The organism is Pseudomonas sp. GW821-FHT02C04, assembly GCF_059421845.1.
On the sequence record NZ_JBWKVT010000002.1, the window covers coordinates 736927 to 757782 of the forward strand.

The 20856-nt window shown below is 61.5% G+C and carries 18 protein-coding genes; 8 read left to right on the plus strand and 10 right to left on the minus strand.

Annotation, left to right across the window (positions count from 1 at the left end; translation table 11 throughout):
* Positions 1-8 precede the first annotated feature (8 nt).
* Positions 9-1799, plus strand: coding sequence for a KinB sensor domain-containing domain (locus AC07VV_RS11530; RefSeq protein WP_096822415.1), 1791 nt, complete (start codon positions 9-11; stop codon positions 1797-1799).
* Here the strand turns inward: AC07VV_RS11530 and AC07VV_RS11535 are convergent.
* The 7 genes from AC07VV_RS11535 to AC07VV_RS11565 all read right to left on the minus strand — a co-directional run bounded on the left by AC07VV_RS11535 (position 1796) and on the right by AC07VV_RS11565 (position 9153).
* Entirely contained in the window at positions 1796-3409 is a 1614-nt protein-coding gene (locus tag AC07VV_RS11535) for an EAL domain-containing protein (RefSeq protein WP_495036287.1), read from the minus strand. The genes AC07VV_RS11530 and AC07VV_RS11535 overlap by 4 nt on opposite strands.
* 74 nt (positions 3410-3483) lie before the next feature.
* A complete protein-coding gene (locus tag AC07VV_RS11540) occupies positions 3484-4263 on the minus strand; it encodes an N-acetylmuramoyl-L-alanine amidase (RefSeq protein WP_495036288.1) in 780 nt (259 codons plus the stop codon).
* Between the two features lie 95 nt (positions 4264-4358).
* Positions 4359-6461: a GGDEF domain-containing protein gene (locus AC07VV_RS11545; protein ID WP_495036289.1), complete on the minus strand. Its 2103-nt coding sequence runs from the start codon at positions 6459-6461 to the stop codon at positions 4359-4361.
* Complete coding sequence (locus AC07VV_RS11550; RefSeq protein WP_085713047.1) at positions 6458-7336, minus strand: endonuclease/exonuclease/phosphatase family protein; 879 nt, start codon at positions 7334-7336, stop codon at positions 6458-6460. The genes AC07VV_RS11545 and AC07VV_RS11550 overlap by 4 nt, the downstream gene beginning before the upstream one ends.
* Positions 7337-7350: 14 nt before the next feature.
* A complete protein-coding gene (locus AC07VV_RS11555; protein WP_495036290.1) occupies positions 7351-7992 on the minus strand; it encodes a thiol:disulfide interchange protein DsbA/DsbL in 642 nt (213 codons plus the stop codon).
* Positions 7993-8203: 211 nt separating this feature from the next.
* Positions 8204-8815 (minus strand): c-type cytochrome, encoded by a 612-nt coding sequence (locus tag AC07VV_RS11560; protein WP_169428253.1) that lies wholly within the window; start codon positions 8813-8815, stop codon positions 8204-8206.
* A 32-nt stretch (positions 8816-8847) separates the two neighbouring features.
* Complete coding sequence (locus AC07VV_RS11565) at positions 8848-9153, minus strand: c-type cytochrome (RefSeq protein ID WP_085713044.1); 306 nt, start codon at positions 9151-9153, stop codon at positions 8848-8850.
* 191 nt (positions 9154-9344) lie between these two features.
* Between AC07VV_RS11565 and yihA the strand changes: the two genes are divergently transcribed.
* On the plus strand, positions 9345-9989 hold the full coding sequence (yihA, locus tag AC07VV_RS11570) for a ribosome biogenesis GTP-binding protein YihA/YsxC (RefSeq protein WP_096822423.1): 645 nt from the start codon (positions 9345-9347) through the stop codon (positions 9987-9989).
* Between the two features lie 424 nt (positions 9990-10413).
* Here the strand turns inward: yihA and polA are convergent, their stop codons facing one another.
* Positions 10414-13218, minus strand: a complete 2805-nt coding sequence (gene polA, locus AC07VV_RS11575; protein WP_495036291.1) for a DNA polymerase I — start codon at positions 13216-13218, stop codon at positions 10414-10416.
* 74 nt (positions 13219-13292) lie between these two features.
* On the opposite strand from polA, the gene AC07VV_RS11580 reads away from it, so the two are divergent.
* Both AC07VV_RS11580 and AC07VV_RS11585 read left to right on the plus strand, forming a co-directional pair.
* Complete coding sequence (locus AC07VV_RS11580) at positions 13293-13583, plus strand: DUF2782 domain-containing protein (protein ID WP_192559405.1); 291 nt, start codon at positions 13293-13295, stop codon at positions 13581-13583.
* Positions 13584-13643: 60 nt separating this feature from the next.
* Positions 13644-14597 carry a homoserine kinase gene (locus tag AC07VV_RS11585; protein ID WP_495036292.1) on the plus strand — a complete coding sequence of 318 codons (954 nt, stop codon included), beginning with the start codon at positions 13644-13646 and terminating at the stop codon, positions 14595-14597.
* A gap of 42 nt (positions 14598-14639) precedes the next feature.
* Here AC07VV_RS11585 and znuA read toward each other — a convergent pair whose 3' ends face one another.
* Positions 14640-15560 carry a zinc ABC transporter substrate-binding protein ZnuA gene (znuA, locus tag AC07VV_RS11590; RefSeq protein ID WP_495036293.1) on the minus strand — a complete coding sequence of 307 codons (921 nt, stop codon included), beginning with the start codon at positions 15558-15560 and terminating at the stop codon, positions 14640-14642.
* A 66-nt stretch (positions 15561-15626) separates the two neighbouring features.
* Here znuA and AC07VV_RS11595 point away from each other — a divergent pair, with 66 nt between their 5' ends.
* Genes AC07VV_RS11595 through AC07VV_RS11610 form a run of 4 tightly spaced genes read left to right on the plus strand, consistent with a single transcriptional unit; the run spans position 15627 to position 18426 of the window.
* Entirely contained in the window at positions 15627-16109 is a 483-nt protein-coding gene (locus tag AC07VV_RS11595) for a Fur family transcriptional regulator (protein WP_495036294.1), read from the plus strand.
* A complete protein-coding gene (gene znuC, locus AC07VV_RS11600) occupies positions 16109-16894 on the plus strand; it encodes a zinc ABC transporter ATP-binding protein ZnuC (protein ID WP_096822428.1) in 786 nt (261 codons plus the stop codon). The genes AC07VV_RS11595 and znuC overlap by 1 nt, the downstream gene beginning before the upstream one ends.
* Positions 16887-17675, plus strand: a complete 789-nt coding sequence (znuB, locus tag AC07VV_RS11605; RefSeq protein WP_065260666.1) for a zinc ABC transporter permease subunit ZnuB — start codon at positions 16887-16889, stop codon at positions 17673-17675. Before znuC ends, znuB begins: the two co-directional genes overlap by 8 nt.
* Before the next feature lie 37 nt (positions 17676-17712).
* A complete protein-coding gene (locus tag AC07VV_RS11610; RefSeq protein WP_495036295.1) occupies positions 17713-18426 on the plus strand; it encodes a PA5502 family lipoprotein in 714 nt (237 codons plus the stop codon).
* 38 nt (positions 18427-18464) lie between these two features.
* Here the strand turns inward: AC07VV_RS11610 and katE are convergent, their stop codons facing one another.
* Positions 18465-20606, minus strand: coding sequence for a catalase HPII (gene katE, locus AC07VV_RS11615; protein WP_495036296.1), 2142 nt, complete (start codon positions 20604-20606; stop codon positions 18465-18467).
* Positions 20607-20856: the final 250 nt, after the last annotated feature.

The following is a 20856-nucleotide window of genomic DNA, read 5'->3' on the forward strand; positions in this document are numbered from 1 at the left end:
GTGCGCCGATGAAACTGGCGATGAAGTTGCGGACCCGCTTGTTCCTGAGCATTTCCGCGCTGATCACCGTGGCCTTGCTCGGGCTGATGCTCGGGCTGGTCAGCGTGATGCAAATGGCCGGGACTCAGGAGGCGTTGATCCGCAACAACTTCGTCACCCTCGATCTGGGGCTCAAGCTGCGCCAGACCCTGGGCGATCAACTGATCATGATGCTCGCCGAGAAGCCCGATCCAGCCGCCTTCGAAGCGTCGAAGCAGCATTACTTCGAGCTGCTCGACGAAGGCATCGCCCAAGAGCAGAAAGACGACGACCGCCAATACGGATTCAGTCAGGCCAAGGCCGATTACCTGAGCTTCCTTCAGGCGTTCGACGTGTCGCGCAATCCGGGCGCAGCCCTGAGTGGCGGTGGCGACTTGCGCGAGCGCTTCAACACCCTGCGCAACGGTCTGATCGCCGAGCACAAGCACGCACTGGATAACATCAACGCCGTGCAACACGCCGCCCGCGACCGGGCGCTGCTGATCGCCGGCCTGCTGGGGTTGGTGGGGCTGGCTGTACTGATCATCGGCTTCATCACTGCCCAGGGGATCGCTCGTCGGTTCGGTGCGCCGATCGAGGCACTGGCGAAAGCGGCGGACAACATCGGCCAGGGCAACTTCGAAGTGACCCTGCCGGTGTCCTCGGCCATGGAAATCAACCTGCTGACCCGGCGTTTCGGGCTGATGGCCGAAGCGCTGCGTGAACATCAGGCGACCAATGTCGATGAGTTGCTGGCCGGACAGCAACGATTGCAGGCCGTGCTCGACAGTATCGATGACGGCTTGCTGATGATCGACCGCCAGGGGCATCTGGAGCACTTGAACCCGGTGGCCCAGCGACAATTGGGCTGGGACAGCGACCGTTTCGGCGAAGGCTTGGGCACGGCGCTCCAGCGTCCGGAACTGGATGCGCAGCTGCAACTGGTGCTGCGCGGCGGCACTCTAGAGCGCGCGCCGGAAGATTTGAGCATCGAAGTCGATGGCGAGTCGCGACTGCTGACCTACAGCCTGACCCCGGTCAGCCACACTCAGGGGCATATCCTCGGCGCGGTGATGGTGTTGCACGACGTCACCGAGCAGCGGGCCTTCGAGCGGGTGCGCAGCGAATTCGTGTTGCGTGCATCACACGAACTGCGCACGCCCGTGACCGGCATGCATATGGCGTTCGGGCTGTTTCGCGAGCGGGCGAAGTTTCCGGCGGAGTCCCGTGAGTCCGATCTGCTCGACACCGTCAATGAAGAGATGCAGCGCTTGATGCAGCTGATCAACGATCTGCTGAATTTTTCGCGCTACCAGAGCGGCCTGCAGAAACTCGCGCTGGCGCCGTGTTCCATCGAGGATTTGCTGGCCCAGGCGCAATCGCGTTTCGCCGACTCGGCAGCGCAGAAGGGCGTTGCGTTGAACATTGAGGTGCAAGGCCCGTTGCCGCGCCTGCAGGCCGATCAGGCCCAGCTGGATCGAGTCCTGGACAACCTCATCGACAACGCCTTGCGCCATACCGCCCGCGACGGGCTGATCCGTTTGCAGGCGCGTCGGCATGGCGAGCGGGTGATCATCAGCGTCGAGGACAATGGCGAAGGTATTGCCTACGGCCAGCAAGGGCGGATCTTCGAACCGTTCGTTCAGGTCGGGCGCAAGAAGGGCGGAGCCGGGCTCGGGCTGGCGCTGTGCAAGGAAATCGTTCAGTTGCACGGCGGGCGGATGGGCGTCTATTCGCGGCCGGGGCAGGGCACGCAGTTCTACATGGCGTTGGCGGTCTAGGCCTCGTCATCCATTCGGCGGCCGGCGAGACGCCGTCCACGGGTGATCAGCTCGATGAATTGCACGGCGCTCAAGGCGTGAGCGAACAGCCAGCCCTGGCCGAACTTCACGCCTTCGCTGCTGAGCAGCGCCGCCTGGGATTCATATTCGATACCTTCGGCGATCACTTTCAGATCCAGTGCCTGAGCCATGTGAATGATGTGCGGCGCCACGCCGCTGCTGGCGGCGTCATGGCCGAGCGCATCGATGAACGCCTTGTCGATTTTCAGGCAATCCACCGGCAGGGTTTGCAGGTAGGCGAGGCTGCAATAGCCGGTGCCGAAATCGTCGATCAGCACTTGGTGGCCGACATCGCGCAGCGCTTGCAGGTTTTCCCGAGCCACCACCACATCGATCAGGCCGCGCTCGGTCACTTCAAAGGCTATCTGTCGCGCCGCCACCCGGTGTAGCGTCAGCAGCCGCGCCATGACTTGGCCGATACGCGGAACCATCACGTCGCACGCGGCCAGGTTCACCGAGATGTACAACTGCGGATTGGCTCGCAGCAATTGACCCAGTTGCTCCAGCAGTCGCTGGAGGACGAAATCGGTCATCTGGCGGATTTGCCCGGTGTTTTCCGCCATCGGGATAAACAGGTCGGGACTGGTCAGCGTACCGTCCGGCCGGCGCCAGCGCAGCAAGGCTTCGGCGCCGACGCAGTTGCGGCTGTCGAGGTCGAAGATCGGCTGGTACAGCACCTGTAATTCGCCGCGGCGGATCGCACCGTGCAGTTCGGCATCCAGTGATTGATGCTGACGCACCAGCCAGAACACCGTGAGCCCGACCAGCACGCCCAGCAGCAGACAGACCGGCACCATCCACCACCAGAGCTCGGGGATGTGCATGCCGGTGCGCGGGGTAATCAGCACCAGCTGGTATTCCGGGTTGTCGGTGGGCATGCGATAGATCAGATGGCTCTGGGTGACTTGCAGGGCGTCCAGACTCTTTGGAGGCCATGGCTCGGTGGGCGGCCATGTCTGTGGCACGCCGAGCACCGGAATCGCCCGGCTGCCATGGTCCAGCACCACCAGCAGGCTGCTGCCGGGGGACAGATCGACCATATCGGTCAGATGCCCGCGTGAGGTGGCCACGCGAAAGTTGCCGCGCCCGAGCATCAGCGCCGCGCGATTTTCATCGGGTTCGGTGGTGGTGTTCAGCCAGTAGCTGTAGGTCGGGCCCTTGATGTCGGGAGGGCGTGCGCCTGAAAGGCCTTCCTGGCGCGGACGGTTGGAGCAGATCCGCGAGGCGTCCATGTAGGCGGCTTCATAGACGAAGCGATAGTTGAAGGTCACTTGCTGCAGCGTGGCGATCATCTCTTCGTCGCAGCTGCGCAGGGGTTGGGCCTCGAGGTCGTCGAGGCTTTCACGCAACTGGCCGAACAATTGTTCAAGGCGGGCGAGGAAGCGCTCGCCCTGGGCGTTCATTTCCTGGCTTTCGTTTTGTTCGACCTGATGCATGGCGACGAACAGTCCGCCGGTGATCAGCAGGCCCGCACTGAGGACAGCCGCCAGCATCGCCAGAAACCACGGACGATAAAACCAGCTACGCAGCGTCTCTCGGGTAGCAACCATATGGATATCCGAAGAATTACCAATGAGTTATAGCTGCTGATTGCACTTTCGCCCTGACCGTCGGGCGGGCGTCATTATTTTGTCTGATTCAGCACCAACAGCAAGGCTGCCGTTTGCGCATCCGGAGTACCGTCGAAGCGGGAAGGGCGGAAGTGCATCTGGAAGGCTGCGAGTACATGGCGGGTCGCCACGTCCAGCTCACCGTTCTGCGGCGTTGCGTAGCCCAGGCGTGCCAGTTGCGCCTGGAACCAGCTGATGCTTGGTAGCTCCACTTCAAATCGCACTTGCTGGCGGGCTACCGCTTGCTCATCGGGCCACAGCCCAAGACCTTCGGCGGCCAGGCGCTTCCACGGGAACAACGGGCCCGGATCAAGCTTGCGCAACGGTGCGATATCGCTGTGACCGATGATGTGGTCCGGGCTGATGCCGTTGCGTTTGCTGATGTCTTTGAGCAACACGATCAGCGACTGCACCTGGGCTTCACTGTACGGGTACCAAATGCGCCCGGTCGGAGTGTCCTTGAAGCCGGGGTTCACAATTTCGATGCCGATCGAGCTTGAGTTGAGCCAGGTACGACCTTGCCATTCGCTTTCGCCGGCATGCCAGGCACGCAGATTTTCATCCATCAGCTTGTAGATCGTGCCGTTCTTGTCGTCGCCGATCAGGTAGTGGCTGCTGACTTCACCGTGGGTCAGCAGTTGCAGCGAACGCTCGAGGGAGGCGGAGGTGTAATGCACGATCACGAACTGCGCGCGGCTGTCGTGATTGGCGGAAGGGTGGCTGGTGTCGTAGCGCGGGCCGCTGGCACAACCGGCCAGAACGAGCAGCGACGCGATGAGAGCAAGGAATTTCATGGCAGTACACGCAAGTCGATAATGCAACAGTGTAACGTACTGACTTGCACGCGAACGGCAAAAGGGCTGATTTAAATGAAATGGAACAATTGTCTTCAGCCCAGCTCCACTCGGTTGCGACCCGCGTTTTTGGCCCGATACAGCGCCTGATCGGCTCTTTTGAGCACCAGATCGCTGTGTTCTCCCGGCCTGAACGCCGCCAGCCCCATGGAAATAGTGATCGTGACTCGCTCACCCTTGAAGTGGAACGGGCAGGCCTCGATGGAGGCGCGCAGGGTTTCCAGCAGTTTGGCGCCGACGGCCGGCGGGGTTGCCGGCAGCAGCAGGACGAACTCCTCACCGCCGAAGCGGGCAATGAAATCGCTGCCGCGCAGGCGCTTGCGCAGTACCGTGGCGATGATCTTCAACACCTTGTCGCCGGCCAGATGCCCGTAGTTGTCATTGATCCGTTTGAAGTGATCGAGGTCGAGCATCGCCAGGCTCAAGGTGTTGCCGTGCTGCTGCCATTGGGCGATTTCGTGGTCGAGTCGCTCGCTCCAGGCGGCGCGGTTGGGCAGGCCGGTGAGCGGATCGATCAGGGCTTTCTGGCGCTGCTCTTCGAGGTGTTCGCGGTAACCAAGGGCTTCCTGTTCCATGTGCGCCACGCGCTCGGCCAGGCTTTTCAGGCGTCCGGCCACTTCCTGCTCACGGGCGTCACGCTGTTTCTGGTGCTGGTCCATCGTACCGAGCAGGCCTTCGAGATGGTTTTCCAGTACCTGCTTGAGGTCGTTCAGATCCGCCGCTTCCTGCACGCTGTTCTGCAGGCCATCGACCTGTTCACGGATCTGCGTGTCCATCGCCCGCGCCGCGGAGCTGTTGTCGGCATGACCTTCGCTGGCGGCCTGCAGGTTGCTCTGGAACGCTTCGAGGCGTTCGTTGAGTTGTTGCAGATAGGCTTCGAACTCGTGCTGGCCGCTGTCGGTGATGGCCAGCATCAAGGTCGCCAGATCGTCGAGGATCGGTAGCAATTCGTACCAGTTGAGGCCATGTTTCAGTCGATCGCGCATGGCCTCGGCTTGCGGGCGATGGCGTTCCGGCAAGGTCAGATCGTCCAGCAGGCCGATCAGCGTGTCTTCGATGTGTTTGGCCACCGAGCTGTAGGACGGTTCGGGCGAGTCCGGCAAGGCATACAGAATGTCTTGCTCGGATTGCTCCGGATCGATGGCCGCCAATGCCTGCGCGATTGGTTCGGGCAAGGGCAGGCTGTCGAGGATGACCGGGAGCGGATTGTCGCCGGGGTGGATCAGTTCGTCAGGGTTGAAGGCCGCCGGTGTTGCTGGCGCGAAGACCGGAGGTGGCGTGAAGGCTTGCGGCTCGGGTTCTGGCTCGGAGGGTTCCGGTTCGCTGGGAGCCGGAACAGCTTCTGTGAGGATCCGGGCAGGCTCGAAGGCAACCACTTCCGGCTCTGCAACAGGCTCGGGTGTTGATAGTGGTGCGGGTACTGAAGCTTGCAGTGGCGCGACCAGAGGTGCGGAGACCGGTGTTTCGCTGACGGTCGCAATGGCTGCCGGTTCGGCGATTGCGACAGGTGCTTCTGGCATAGGCGCGCTTTCAGGCGCGGCGGGCGGTTGTTCTGGTTGAGCGGCTGGAGAAACCACGGCAGGCTGAGCCACCGGTGCGGGCGTTTCCTCGCTGTCGCGACTGCCGAACAGGCGCTGCAACAATCCCGGACGTCCCGGTTCCGCCGGCGTCTCCAGTTGGCTCAGGGCCTTGCCCTGCAAGCCGCTGAGTTCGCTGAGCAGCAGCGGCATTTCCCGCGCCTGACTGACCCGGCCATCCAGCTGCTTGGCGAATTTCTTCAGTGGCTGGGCGACTTCTCGTGGCAGGGGCAGCGATTGCAGCTGAGTCACCAGCGAGTTCAGGGCGGTGCTGACTTGATTGATTCGGGTTTCACGACGCTGTTCGGAGTCGAGCACGGCTTTTTCAAGGCGTGGCAACAGGGCGGCGAGGCCGGCATCCATGTCGTCGGTGCGCACCACGTCGCGCATTTCTTTCATGCATTGGTCGACGACGCGGTCGGTGCCTTCTGCCGCCAGGGTGCTGCGCACCAGGCCGCGGCGCAGCAGGTCGAGCCGGGCGTCCCATCGACGTTCGAGCTTTTCCTGTTGTTCGATGCTTTTGAGGTATTTTTCTTTCCAGCGCTGGGCTTCGTCGCTCATTCAGGCGTTCCGCGAGGGGCAGGACTCAACGCGGGCAATGCATCGGCCGTGAGCGAACCCGGCAGACGAATCTCTACCGCGACGGGCAGGTGATCGGAAATCGGTTGCGCCAGCACTTCGACCTTTTCCAGGGTCAGGGTCGGGCTGAGCAGAATATGGTCCAGGCAGCGCTGGGGGCGCCAGCTGGGGAACGTCGCTTCTAGTTGCGGGGCCAGCAGGCCGAGGTCGCGCAAGGGCGAGTGTTGCAGCAGGTCGCTGGCGTGGGTGTTCATGTCACCCATCAGGACCTGATGCTTGTAGCCGCCGATCAGCTCGCGAATGTAGGCCAGTTGCATCGTGCGTACCCGGGCGCCGAGCGCCAGGTGCATCATCACCACCACCAGCGCCTCCGGACCTTCACCAAAGCGCACCAATATCGCCCCGCGACCTTTCGGCCCCGGCAGCGGGTGGTCTTCGATCGCCCACGGACGCAGGCGACTGAGCACACCGTTGCTGTGCTGGGCCAGCCGGCCGAGGTTGCGATTGAGTTGTTGATACCAGTAGGGGAAGGCGCCGAGGTGGGCCAGGTGTTCGACCTGATTGACGTAGCCTGAACGCAGGCTGCCGCCATCGGCTTCCTGCAGGGCGACCAGGTCGAAGTCGCCGAGCAGATTGCCGATCTTTTGCAGATTGCCGGAGCGCCCGGGGTGCGGCAGCAGATGCTGCCAGCTGCGGGTCAGGTAGTGCCGATAACGCTCGGTACTGATGCCGACCTGGATATTGAAGCTGAGCAAGCGCAAACGACTGTCTGCGGGCAGGCCCGTGGATTCCAGGTGATGCTCGTTGACCTGCGGATCATGCAGGCCAACGAGACGTTCGGTGCCCCAGCGGCGCATGGCGATTGCCGCGCTTAGTTGGCGGCTGCCTTGTTGGTCGCTCGCTCTTTGGCGACCAGTTGGTCTGCCAGTTTCAGAGCTTCTTCAGCACCACCGGCGGAGCCGATGTCGAAGCGGTATTTGCCGTTGACGATCATGGTTGGAACGCCGGAGATTTCATACTTCTTGGCCAGTTCGCGAGCCTTGATGATCTGGCCCTTGATGGCGAAGGAGTCGAAGGTGGCCAGGAACTTGTCCTTGTCTACGCCTTGGGTGGCGAGGAAGTCGGCCATGTCGTTCTTGTCGGTCAGCTTCTTGTGTTCTTTCTGGATCGCGTTGAACACGGCTGCGTGAACACTGTGCTCGACACCCATGGCTTCCAGGGTCAGGAACATTTGACCGTGAGCGTCCCACGGGCCGCCGAACATGGCAGGAATGCGCACGAAGTTGACGTCGGAAGGCAGTTTTTCAACCCACGGATTGATCACGGGTTCGAAGGCGTAGCAGTGCGGGCAGCCGTACCAGAACAGCTCCACCACTTCGATCTTGCCAGGCACGGCAACCGGTACCGGGTTGCTCAGTTCGACGTACGGGGCGGCAGGTGCTTCGGCGGCCTGGGTCGTCACGCCGAACAGGCTGGCAGCGACGAGGGCGGCGCTGATGATCAGATTACGCATGCTTTACTCCTGGGCAAATTGGGTCGCCTCGCGCGAGCTGTTTTCAGACAGATCCTGGCGGGCATGAGTTCTGTAGTGTAACGGCAGCGGCCACAAAAAAGGGCGGCCAAAGCCACCCTTTTTATACTTCATGCAACGGATTAATCGAGCGTTAACGTGGCAGGCGCTGTCCTTCGCACGCAACGCTCGAATCACCATCGCAGGCCCGGTCTTAGTGCAGGCCCTGGATGTAGCTGGAGACCGCGGCGATGTCTTCATCGCTGAGCTTGCGAGCGATGGTGCGCATGGTCATGGCATCGCCGTCGTTGCTGCGGCCGGCTTCTTCCTTGCGGAAATCGGTCAGTTGCTTGGCGATGTATTGAGCGTGTTGGCCACCCAGATGCGGGAAACCGGCGGCTGCGTTGCCAGCGCCGTTCGGCGAGTGGCAACCGGTGCAGGCTGGCAGGCCTTTTTCCAGGTTGCCGCCACGGAACAGGGCTTCACCGCGAGCGACGATCTTCGGATCGGCGGCGCCGACGCTGCCTTTCTGGCTGGCGAAGTAGGCAGCGATGTCGGACAGATCCTGATCGCTCAGGTTGGTCAGCAGTCCGGTCATTTCCAGAACGGTGCGCTTGCCCGACTTGATGTCGTGCAACTGCTTGGTCAGGTAGCGTTCGCCCTGTCCGGCCAGTTTTGGAAAGTTTGGCGCCATGCTGTTGCCATCCGGGCCATGGCAGGCCCCGCATACGGCGGCTTTCGCCTGGCCTGCGGCGGCATCACCGGCAGCATGGGCGAAGCCTGAGATTCCCACGGTCAACAGCAGACTCACGATCAATTTGTTCATCAGCTAATCCAACTACGGCTAAGGGTTAAGAGTTATGGACCGGGTTTACTTCCGCTCATCCAGAGGATGATGGCCTGGTAATCCTCGGCACTGCAGTCCATGCACAAACCACGCGGCGGCATCGCCTTGAAACCCTGGGTCACGTGTTGCACCAGCGTCTCCATACCTTTCGCCAACCTCGGCGTCCAAGCTTCCTGATCGCCTCTTCTGGGCGCCATGGGTAGTTGGCCGGAATGACAGGCACCACAAACACGGTTGTACACTGCTTCCGGATCCTGTGTAGCCTGTGCGCTGTAAAGCGGCATCAAGACTCCGGCAGCCAGCAGCCATTTCGTCATAAAACGACCTTTTCAGGGTTGAGAGCGTTCTGCGTTCTAATGCGCAATCAAGGTCTGTCGCTCTCGTGAACTTCATCCTTCGCTGGGACAAAGCACACACAAAATCTGCGGCATTATATACTGGCGTCACTGAAACGGAAGCGACACCGCGTTCCGCGCCCAATCCCGGCGCCGCCCACATCGGAAATCCCATGCAACTCAAGAATCCCATCCTCGGTCTGTGCCAACAGTCCACGTTCATGCTCAGTGCCGCCAAAGTCGATCAGTGCCCCGACGACGAAGGCTTCGAAGTAGCGTTCGCCGGTCGTTCCAACGCCGGTAAATCCAGCGCTTTGAACACACTGACTCACGCCAGCCTGGCGCGCACCTCGAAAACCCCGGGTCGCACACAGCTGTTGAACTTCTTCAAGCTAGACGATGAACGGCGTCTGGTCGACCTGCCGGGCTACGGTTATGCAAAAGTACCGATCCCGCTCAAGCAACACTGGCAGCGTCACCTCGAGGCTTACCTCGGTGGTCGCGAGAGTTTGAAGGGTTTGATTCTGATGATGGACATCCGTCATCCAATGACCGACTTCGACCTGCTGATGCTCGATTGGGCCGTTGCGGCCGGCATGCCGATGCACATTCTGCTGACCAAGGCCGACAAGCTGACCTACGGCGCAGCCAAGAACACGCTGCTCAAGGTGCAGTCGGAAATTCGTAAGGGGTGGGGCGATCTGGTGACGATCCAGCTGTTCTCCGCCCCGAAACGCATGGGCCTGGAAGAGGCCTACACTGTGTTGGCAGGCTGGATGGAACTGGCAGACAAAGGCGCAGAAGCGGCGGCAGAGTAAGGGGATTTCAAAACTGTCTGTGGTGTTGTCAGGCAAGGCAAAAGCATCGCTAAAACGGCCGGGGTCGCGCTCGACTTTAGGCGACCTAAATGAGCATTTTTAGCGATGCTTTTAACGCAGTCTGGCGGCGCCACAGGCAGTTTTGAGGCAAAAAAAGCCCCGGACTTCATATGGGGAGGGAGAAGTTCCGGGGTTCAAGTTCCGAACCGCTAGGGCGGGGTTCAGATATCTGCCAACACTTAACACAACATAGGAGCATCGAAGGGCTTCACCAGCCATTCAGTATCTCTGAGTGGCCTGTCGCAAGATTAGTTCAGATTCTTTTCAAAAAACTTTGGAATAAGCTCAAGAGCGATCAGAACTAAGCCCCCTCCGATGCCTTTGCCGCGACGTCATGTCGCGGCAAAACCCCGTCCCAGAGGCCTCAGTGCGCCTCGTCCCAGTTGTTGCCAACCCCGACTTCCACCAGCAACGGCACGTCCAGTTTCGCCGCTTCGCTCATGTGGACGCGAATTTCGTCGCGAACCTGATCGACCAGATCCTCGCGAACCTCCAGTACCAGTTCGTCGTGCACCTGCAGGATGACTTTGGCGTCCAGCCCGGAAGCGCTCAGCCAGTTGTCCACCGCCACCATGGCTTTCTTGATGATGTCTGCTGCGGTGCCCTGCATCGGCGCGTTGATCGCCGTGCGCTCGGCGGCGGCGCGTTCCTGCGGCTTGTTGGAGTTGATGTCCGGCAGGTACAGACGGCGGCCGAAAATCGTTTCCACGAAACCTTGATCCGCTGCCTGTGCACGGGTGCGATCCATGTATTCACGAACGCCCGGGTAACGCGCGAAATAGGTGTCGATGTAGGCCTTGGCGGTTTTGGTGTCGACGCCGATGTCCTTGCCCAGTTTCTGCGCGCCCATGCCGTAGATCAGACCGAAGTTGATCGCCTTGGCGCCACGGCGCTGGTCGGACGACACTTCGTTCAGCTCGACCTTGAACACTTCGGCCGCCGTGGCGGTGTGCACGTCCAGGTTGTTGCGGAAAGCGTTCATCAGGCCTTCGTCGCGGGACAGGTGCGCCATGATCCGCAGTTCGATCTGCGAGTAGTCCGCCGCCAGCAGTTTGTAGCCTTTCGGCGCGACGAACGCCTGACGAATGCGTCGGCCTTCAGCGGTGCGCACCGGAATGTTCTGCAGGTTCGGATCGCTTGAGGACAAGCGACCGGTCGATGCCACAGCCTGATGATACGAGGTGTGGATACGCCCGGTGCGCGGGTTGATCTGCTCCGGCAGGCGATCGGTGTAGGTGCTTTTCAGCTTGCTCATGGAACGGTGTTCCATCAGCACTTTTGGCAAGCGGTGATCGTCTTCGGCCAGTTTCGCCAGCACTTCTTCGGCGGTGGACGGCTGGCCCTTGGCGGTTTTCTTCAGCACCGGCAGGCCGAGTTTTTCGTAGAGGATCACGCCGAGTTGCTTCGGCGAGCCCAGGTTGAACTCTTCACCGGCGATTTCGAACGCTTCACGCTCCAGCGCGACCATCTTGTCGCCCAGCTCGATGCTCTGTACGCCAAGCAGCGCTGCATCGACGAACGCACCCTGACGCTCAATGCGGGCCAGCACCGGCACCAGCGGGATCTCGATGTCGGTCAGCACGCTGGCCAGGCTCGGGATGGCGCTGAGTTTTTCGAACAACGTCTGGTGCAGGCGCAGGGTCACGTCGGCATCTTCGGCGGCATAGGGCCCGGCCTGTTCCAGAGCGATCTGGTCGAAGGTCAGTTGCTTGGCGCCTTTGCCGGCGATGTCCTGGAAGCTCACGGTGGTGTGATCCAGGTACTTCTGCGCCAGGCTGTCCATGTCGTGACGGGTGGCGGTGGAGTTGAGCACATAGGACTCAAGCATCGTGTCGAAGGCAATGCCGCGCACGGTGATGCCCTGGCTCTGATCGCCACCGATGGCGCAGTTGGCCAGGATGTTCATGTCGAACTTGGCGTGCTGGCCGACCTTGAGCTTGCTTGGGTCTTCCAGGATCGGCTTGAGCGCGCGCAACACGGTGTCGCGATCCAGTTGCTCCGGCACGCCGATGTAGGAGTGGGTCAGCGGGATGTAGGCCGCTTCGTTGGCCTGCACCGCGAAGGACAGACCGACCAGTTGCGCCTGTTGGGCGTCGACGCCGGTGGTTTCGGTGTCGAAGGCAAACAGCTTGGCGTTCTTCAGTTTTTCCAGCCAGACGTCGAAACGGGCCTGATCGAGGATGGTTTCGTACGCGGCTTCAGCCGGAGCGACCGGCGCTTCTTCCGCAGGTGCGCTGAACAGATCGGCGGCCGGCTCAGGGGCAGCGGCGCTGCTCAGTTCCAGACGCTTGGCGTCGCGCTCCAGATCGTTGATCCAGCTCTTGAACTCCAGCAGGGTGTAGAGCTCAAGCAGTTGGGCCGGGTCTTCCGGGCCCATTTGCAGGTCGTCGAGGCCGATGTCCAGCGGCACGTCGACCTTGATGGTCGCCAGTTGATAGGAGAGGAAGGCCATCTCCTTGTGTTCTTCGAGCTTGGCCGGCAGGGTCTTGGCGCCGCGAATCGGCAGGGTCGGCACGATATCGAGCTGCGCGTAGAGTTCGGTCAGGCCGCCGTTGACGCCGACCAGCAGGCCGGACGCGGTTTTCGGCCCGATGCCGGGAACGCCGGGGATGTTGTCGGAAGAGTCGCCCATCAGGGCCAGATAATCGATGATCTGCTCCGGAGCGACGCCGAATTTCTCCTTCACGCCCTCCACGTCCATCGAACTACCGGACATGGTGTTGACCAAGGTAATGTGGCCGTCGACCAGTTGCGCCATGTCCTTGTCGCCGGTTGAGATGATCACCGGACGGTTGGCGGCCGCACTGCTGCGGGCCAGGGTGCCGATCACGTCATCGGCCTCGACACCTTCGACGCACAGCAGCGGGAAGCCGAGGGCTTTCACGCTCTGGTGCAGTGGCTCGATCTGCACGCGCATGTCGTCGGGCATGCTCGGGCGGTTGGCCTTGTATTCGGCGTACATCTCATCGCGAAATGTCCCGCCCTTGGCGTCGAACACCACGGCGAACGGGCTGTCCGGATACTGTTTGCGCAGGCTCTTGAGCATGTTCAGCACGCCCTTGACCGCGCCGGTCGGCAGGCCTTTGGACGTGGTCAGCGGTGGCAGCGCGTGAAAGGCGCGGTACAGGTAAGACGAACCGTCCACCAGGACGAGGGGGGCTTGGCTCATGAGCAGGATCAACCTTTTCGGCGGGTCCGGCGCTAGAATAGCGGGACCGTTGACGACAAAGGGACAAGGTTATCATGCGTACGTTAAATCGCTTGCTGCTGGTCAGTTTGATTGCAACCACGCCACTGGCCGCGATCGCGGCGGATGATGCGCCGTCAGCGGAACCGGAGGTCACCATCCGTACCGAAGGTGACAAGACCATCCAGGAGTACCGGCAGAACGGTTTCCTGTACGCGATCAAGGTGACCAAGAAGGGGTTTCCGCCCTATTTTCTGGTGCGCGCGGACGGTACTGATGCAAACTTCATCCGCTCGGACCAGCCGGATATGCTGATCCCCGCGTGGAAGATTTTCGAGTGGAAGTAGTTTCTTAATTTCAACCGGCGCCGACGCGATGGCGGCGCCAGAACTGAGCAGTTTTTAACCATGTCTGTGTTCACCCCCCTGGCTCGGCCCGAGCTGGAAACCTTTCTCGCCCCTTACGGGCTCGGCCGTCTGCTCGATTTCCAGGGGATCGCCGCCGGCAGCGAAAACACCAACTTCTTCATCAGCATGGAAAAGGGCGAGTTCGTCCTGACCCTGGTCGAGCGCGGCCCGGTGCAGGAAATGCCGTTCTTCATCGACCTGCTCGACGTCCTCCACGAAGCCGACCTGCCAGTTCCCTACGCGCTGCGCACCACTGACGGCGTGGCCCTGCGCGAGCTGAAAGGCAAGCCGGCGCTGTTGCAACCGCGCCTGGCCGGCAAGCACATCAAGCAGGCCAACGCCCAACACTGCGCGCAGGTCGGTGACTTGCAGGCGCATCTGCACCTGGCAACCCAGGGCAACAACATGATCAAACGCAAGACCGATCGTGGCCTGGACTGGATGCTGGAAGAGGGCACACAGTTTCTTTCGCACCTGAGCGACGCGCCGCGCGCTCTGCTGCAAACCGCGCTGGACGAAATCACGCAACAGAAAGACAAAATTCTCGCGCTGCCGCGGGCGAACATCCACGCCGACCTGTTCCGCGACAACGCGATGTTCGAAGGCACGCACCTGACCGGGCTGATCGACTTCTACAACGCCTGCTCCGGGCCGATGCTCTACGACGTGGCGATTGCCTTGAACGACTGGTGTTCGGACGATGACGGCCTGATTGACGGCCCTCGGGCTCGGGCGTTTCTGGGTGCCTACGCGGCACTGCGCCCGTTCACTGCGGCCGAGGCCGAGTTGTGGCCGACCATGCTGCGAGTGGCGTGCGTGCGGTTCTGGCTGTCGCGGTTGATTGCGGCGGAATCGTTCGCCGGGCAAGACGTGCTGATTCACGATCCGAAGGAGTTCGAGCAGCGTCTGGCGCAACGTCAGTCGGTCAATACGCCGCTGCCTTTCGCCCTTTGAAGCAAAAACCGCAGCCTGTTGCAGGCTGCGGTTTCTTTCGGGTTACAGCGATTCCAGGCAACTCGCCAGATCATTCCCCAGCTTCTCCAGCACTTGCTCGTAACCCTGAGCCGTCGCCGGCGTGTAGCCACCCAACGCATCCAGTTCCGCCAGCTTCACCGGCAGGCCCGCCACCAGGGTTTCGGCCAAGCGTGGGCGCAACGGCGGTTCACTGAACACACAAGTCTTGCCGACTTCCTGCAAGCGCGCACGCATCGCCGCGACATGCTGGGCGCCTGGCTGCACTTCCGCCGCAACGCTGAACACGCCGGTGTGTTTCAAGCCGTAGGCCTCTTCGAAGTAGTCAAAGGCTTCGTGGAAGACGAAGTAGGGTTTGCCTTCAACGCTGGCCAGGCGCTTCTTCAAACGCTGATCCAGCGCATCGAGACGCTCGTCGAACGCTTTGGCGTTGCTCTGGTAGCGCTCGGCATTGGCCGGGTCCGCAGCGCTCAGGTCGGCGGCCATTTTGTCGGCAATAACCCGCGCGTTCACCGGCGATAGCCACAAATGCGCGTCGAGGGTGCCTGGGCGGTGATCGTGATCATGCTCGTCGGCGTCTTCGGCGTGGGAGTGGCTGTCTTCGGCGAAGCGACGCAGCTTCATGCCCGGCAGGTCCTGCACGGCGACGCTCGGCAGCGTACGACCATTCAGCACGCGAGGCAGGAAACCTTCCATGTCCGGGCCGATCCAGTACAGCAGGTCCACCGATTGCACCTTGCGCACGTCGGACGGGCGCAACGCATAGTTATGCGGCGAAGCCCCCGGTGGCAGCAGCACTTCGGGAATCGCCACGCCGTCCTGCACGGCGGCGGCAATCAATTGCAGCGGCTTGATGCTGGTGAGGACTCTGACTTCGGCCTGGGCCGAACCGATCAGCAGAAAACTGGCGACAAATGCCACAAAAACAGAAAAAAGTCGGGACACGATGACCACTCAAGGAGGCGAGAACGGGTAACATAATAACGTCTCTAACCAAACTCGTCGCCGCTCATGCCTATTACCCCGATTGCCAGCCGTCCCCACGACCACTCCCATTGCGTCCACAGCGCCCTGTCCGAGGCCGATGCCTTGTGTGCACAGAAAGGCCTGCGCCTGACCGCATTGCGTCGGCGGGTGCTGGAACTGGTCTGGCAGAGCCACAAGCCGCTGGGTGCCTACGACATTCTGGCGGTGCTCAGCGAGCAGGACGGCCGCCGCGCCGCGCCGCCGACCGTGTACCGCGCACTGGATTTCCTGCTGGAAAACGGCCTGGTTCACCGCATTTCCTCGCTGAACGCCTTTGTCGGCTGCGTTCACCCGAAACACTCGCACCAGGGCCAGTTCCTGATCTGCCGCGAGTGCCACGCGGCCATCGAGCTTGAGCAAAAAACCATCAGCGACGCGATCATCCACAGCGCCAAGGACGTCGGCTTCATCGTCGAGGCCCAGACCGTCGAAGTGGTCGGCCTCTGCTCCGGTTGCCGGGGGGCTTGATGAGCGATGCGTTGATCCGTCTGGAGCAGGTGGCTGTCCGGTTTGCCGGGCAGAACGTGCTGGACAACATTCACCTGAGCGTCGAACCGGGGCAGATCGTCACCCTGATCGGCCCCAACGGCGCCGGCAAGACCACCCTGGTACGCGCCGTGCTCGGGCTGCTGAAACCCGACAGCGGCAGTGTCTGGCGCAAGCCGAAATTGCGCATCGGCTACATGCCGCAAAAACTGCACGTCGATCCGACCTTGCCGCTGTCGGTGCTGCGCTTTCTGCGGCTGGTGCCGGGCGTCGACCGTCCGCGTGCGCTGGCGGCACTCAAGGAAGTCGGCGCCGAACACGTCATCGACAGCCCGGTGCAAAGCGTGTCCGGCGGTGAAATGCAGCGCGTGCTGCTGGCCCGGGCACTGTTGCGCGAGCCGGAACTGCTGGTGCTCGACGAGCCGGTGCAAGGTGTCGATGTGGCCGGGCAAGCCGAGCTGTACAGCCTGATCACCCGACTGCGCGACCGTCACGGTTGCGGCGTGTTGATGGTGTCCCACGACCTGCATCTGGTGATGAGCACCACCGACCAGGTGGTGTGCCTCAACCGTCACGTCTGCTGCTCCGGGCATCCCGAGCAGGTCAGTGGCGACCCGGCCTTCGTCGAGCTGTTCGGCAATCACGCGCCGAGCCTGGCGGTCTATCACCACCATCACGACCACGCCCACGACCTGCACGGTTCGGTGGTCAAAGGGCCTGTGACGGGCCAACCTCACGTTCACGGAGATAGCTGCAAGCATGGCTGATTTTCTGTTCTACGCCCTGCTTGCAGGTCTGGCGCTGGCGGTGGTCGCGGGGCCGCTGGGCTCGTTCGTGGTCTGGCGACGCATGGCCTATTTCGGCGACACCCTGTCCCACGCCGCGCTGCTCGGCGTGGCGCTGGGCTTTCTGCTGGATGTCAGCCCGACCGTTGCGGTCACCGTGGGCTGCCTGCTGCTGGCGGTGCTGCTGGTAACCCTGCAACAGCGTCAGCCACTGGCGTCCGACACGTTGTTGGGCATTCTTGCGCCGAGCACGCTCTCTCTCGGGCTGGTGGTACTAAGCTTCATGCATGAAGTGCGGATCGACCTGATGGCCTATCTGTTTGGCGATCTGTTGGCGATCAGTCCGACTGACCTTGCATGGATCCTCGGCGGCAGCGCGGCGGTGCTGGTGTTGCTGGTGACGCTGTGGCGGCCGCTGCTGGCGATCACCGTGCACGAAGAACTGGCCCGGGTCGAAGGCCTGCCGGTGGCTGGTTTGCGCATGGCGTTGATGTTGCTGATCGCGGTGGTGATCGCCGTGGCGATGAAAATCGTCGGTGTGTTGCTGATTACGTCGCTGTTGATCATCCCGGCAGCTGCGGCACAACGTCACGCCCGCTCGCCGGAGCAGATGGCACTGGGCGCGAGCCTGCTGGGCATGCTCGCCGTGTGTGGCGGGCTGGCGTTGTCCTGGTTCAAGGACACCCCGGCCGGCCCGTCAATCGTTGTGACGGCGGCCGCACTGTTTCTGCTGAGTTTTGTTCTGCCCCGTCGAGGGGTGTAGACTTGCTCGTTTTTTGCGCAAATAGAGAGTCGCAGGAATGAAGCCGTTCGCCTCCCGTTATCTGCTCCTTGTCGCATTTTCAGTGCTGCTGGGCGCCTGCCAAAGCACGCCGCCGGTGGCCGAAGCCCCCGATGCGCGGGCCACGGCCATCGCACAGCTGGAGCAAAGCCTGGCCAGCAGCGAACTGGCCACTGCCGAAGACCAATTGGCAGCCTTGCAGGCCGAAACACCCAACGATCAGTCCCTTGAGCAATACCAGCGCCAGTTGGCCGAAGCCTATCTGCGCCGCAGCCAGATCGTCCTGCAGAAGGGCGATGTGAATGCTGCCGCAACCGCTTTGGCCCGCGCCCGTGCACTGATGCCCAAGGCTCCGGCGCTGACCGGTGGCGTCAACGGCGCCATCACCGAAGCCCGCAAGGCTGAGCTGGAAAAAGCCGAAGCAGCGCTCCAGGCCGCTGAAGCCAAGCCGAAAGCCAAGGTGATCGATCCGACCGCCGAGAGCACCACGGTTGCGCTGAATATCACCGATAGCCGCAAACTTCGCCGCCAACTGGATGCGATCGCCACCGATGTGGTGAACTACGATTGCGTGGTGAGCATTCAGGCGCCGCGAACCAATGATTACCCTTGGCTGGCGACGTTGATCACCAAACGCGTGAAGAAGCTCGATCCGGATTTCGATTTGCAGATCGAGAAGCAGATCTTGCGCACAGTCCCGGCACAGATGGTTCTGAGCCCGCGCAAACCTTGAATTAACCGCAGCCTGCTGATCGCAGGCTGCGGTTTTTTTCAGGCCGGAATTGCCTTGGCTTTCGCCTCCCGATCCCAGACCCGATGCTGCCCGATCGCCGCAAAGAACGGCTTGGTCAGCGCTTTCACGTCCTTGCCTTCGATCAGCCCGGCATCCGCCTCCAGCTTCAAGACATCCAGCAACTGCTTGGCCTCGCCATGCAGCGCAATCGCCTTCAAGTGTTTGTAAGCCTCCAGCAGGTAATGCAACGCTACGCCGTCTCCGCTCAACGCCTTGACCGACGCCGCGCCACCCGGCACGAACACCGCATCGAACGCCACCGAAGGCAAACCTTCCATCGACGCATCCACCATCAGGTTTTTGCCATCGGCCGTCTTCACCGGCGCCGAGGTCGGGCCGAGCAGTTTGGCGTGGGCACCTTCTGCCGCCAAAGCCTGCTTCATCGCATCGATCGCTGCACCATCGACGCCGTTGGCCGCCAGAATCGCTACTTTTCGCGTCTTGATGTTTTCCGGCAACAGGTTGGCCTGACTCAGGGCCGGTGAGTGATCCAGCGATGTCTTGCGCACCTCCACCGTCCCTTTGGCTGGCGCCGGCAGGCCGAGATTTGCCGCCACACGCTTGGCCAGTTCCAGATCGATGTTGGCAAGAATCTCGTTCACCTCCCGCACACGAATGTGCTCCCGCTCGACCTTGCCCAGTTCGAAGCTGTAGGCCGAGATGATGTGTTCCTGCTCATGCTTGCTCATGCTCTTGAAGAACAGCCGCGCCTGGGAGAAGTGTTCGCTGAACGACTCGCTGCGCTGACGGATCTTGTTGGCGTCGATGCGCTCCGGATAACTCTCGAACCCGCCGTCCTGTGCGGCCGACGGAGTTTCTTTCGGCCAGCCGCCATCGATGGAATTCGGTTCGTAAGAGGCACGGCCCTTGTCGATCGCCGTGCGGTGCTGGGCATCGCGCTGGCCGTTGTGGAACGGTGCGACCGGGCGATTGATCGGCAGCTCATGAAAATTCGGCCCGCCGAGTCGGCTGATCTGTGTGTCGGTGTAGGAAAACAGCCGACCTTGCAGCAGCGGGTCATTGGAGAAGTCGATCCCCGGCACGATATGGCCGGGGCAGAACGCGACCTGCTCGGTTTCGGCAAAGAAGTTGTCCGGGTTGCGGTTGAGGGTCATTTTGCCCAACGGCGTGATCGGGACGATTTCCTCTGGAATCAGTTTGGTCGGGTCGAGGATGTCGAAATCGAAGTCGTGCTCGTTTTCCTCCTCGATGACTTGTACGCCAAGTTCCCATTCCGGGTAGTCCCCGGTCTCGATGGCCTCCCAGAGATCGCGTCGATGGTAGTCGGTGTCTTTACCGGCCAGCTTCTGCGCCTCGTCCCACACCAGCGAACAAGTGCCGGCGGTAGGGCGCCAGTGAAATTTGACGAAGCGTGATTTGCCTTCGGCGTTGATCAGTCGAAAGGTGTGCACGCCGAAGCCCTGCATGCTGCGCAGGCTTTTCGGAATCGCCCGGTCGGACATGGCCCAGATGACCATGTGCGCCGATTCCGGCACCAGCGACACGAAGTCCCAGAACGTGTCGTGGGCCGAGCCGCCGGTAGGTATTTCGTTGTGCGGCTCGGGTTTTACCGCGTGGACGAAGTCGGGAAACTTGATCGCGTCCTGGATGAAAAATACCGGCATGTTGTTGCCGACCAGATCGAAGTTGCCTTCGTCGGTGAAAAACTTCACGGCAAAACCACGCACGTCGCGCACGGTATCGCCGGAGCCGCGTGGCCCTTGCACCGTGGAAAAGCGTACGAAAACCGGCGTTTTCTTCCCCGGATCCCGTAGGAAACCGGCCTTGGTCAGCGCCGAATGGTTCTCGTAGGATTGAAAGAAGCCATGGGCGCCGGTGCCGCGGGCATGGACGATGCGCTCGGGAATCCGCTCATGGTCAAAGTGCGTGATCTTCTCACGCATGATGAAGTCTTCCAGCAGCGACGGCCCTCGTGGCCCGGCCTTCAGGGTGTTCTGGTTGTCCGCGACCTTCACGCCCTGATTGGTGCGCAGGGCCTGGCCGGTGGCGTCGGAGCGGAATGTCTCCAGGCTGTCGAGCTTGGCATTGGTGTTGGCGCGATCCGGGGTATCGGTCCCGGCCAGTTGGCTTTTGTCGGCGGCAGGTTTTTTGGTACTCATCAGACGTAAACTCCTCGTTTGACCCCGATTACACCGGGGCTCTTGAGTGGTTCCCGGGCACGGTACCCGGAGTTTCAAGTCGCTTAACTAGTGACTGACGAGGGTTTTTGCCGTTCCTTTTTTATGACCTTTGATCGCGTTATTGCCAAATGAAAGGTTGAATGCGGAATAAATGCTAATAACCTCTATACGGACAGGCTAAAATGCGCGCCCGGCTAACCGCTGATCCTTTTCCAACGCGCCCCACAAG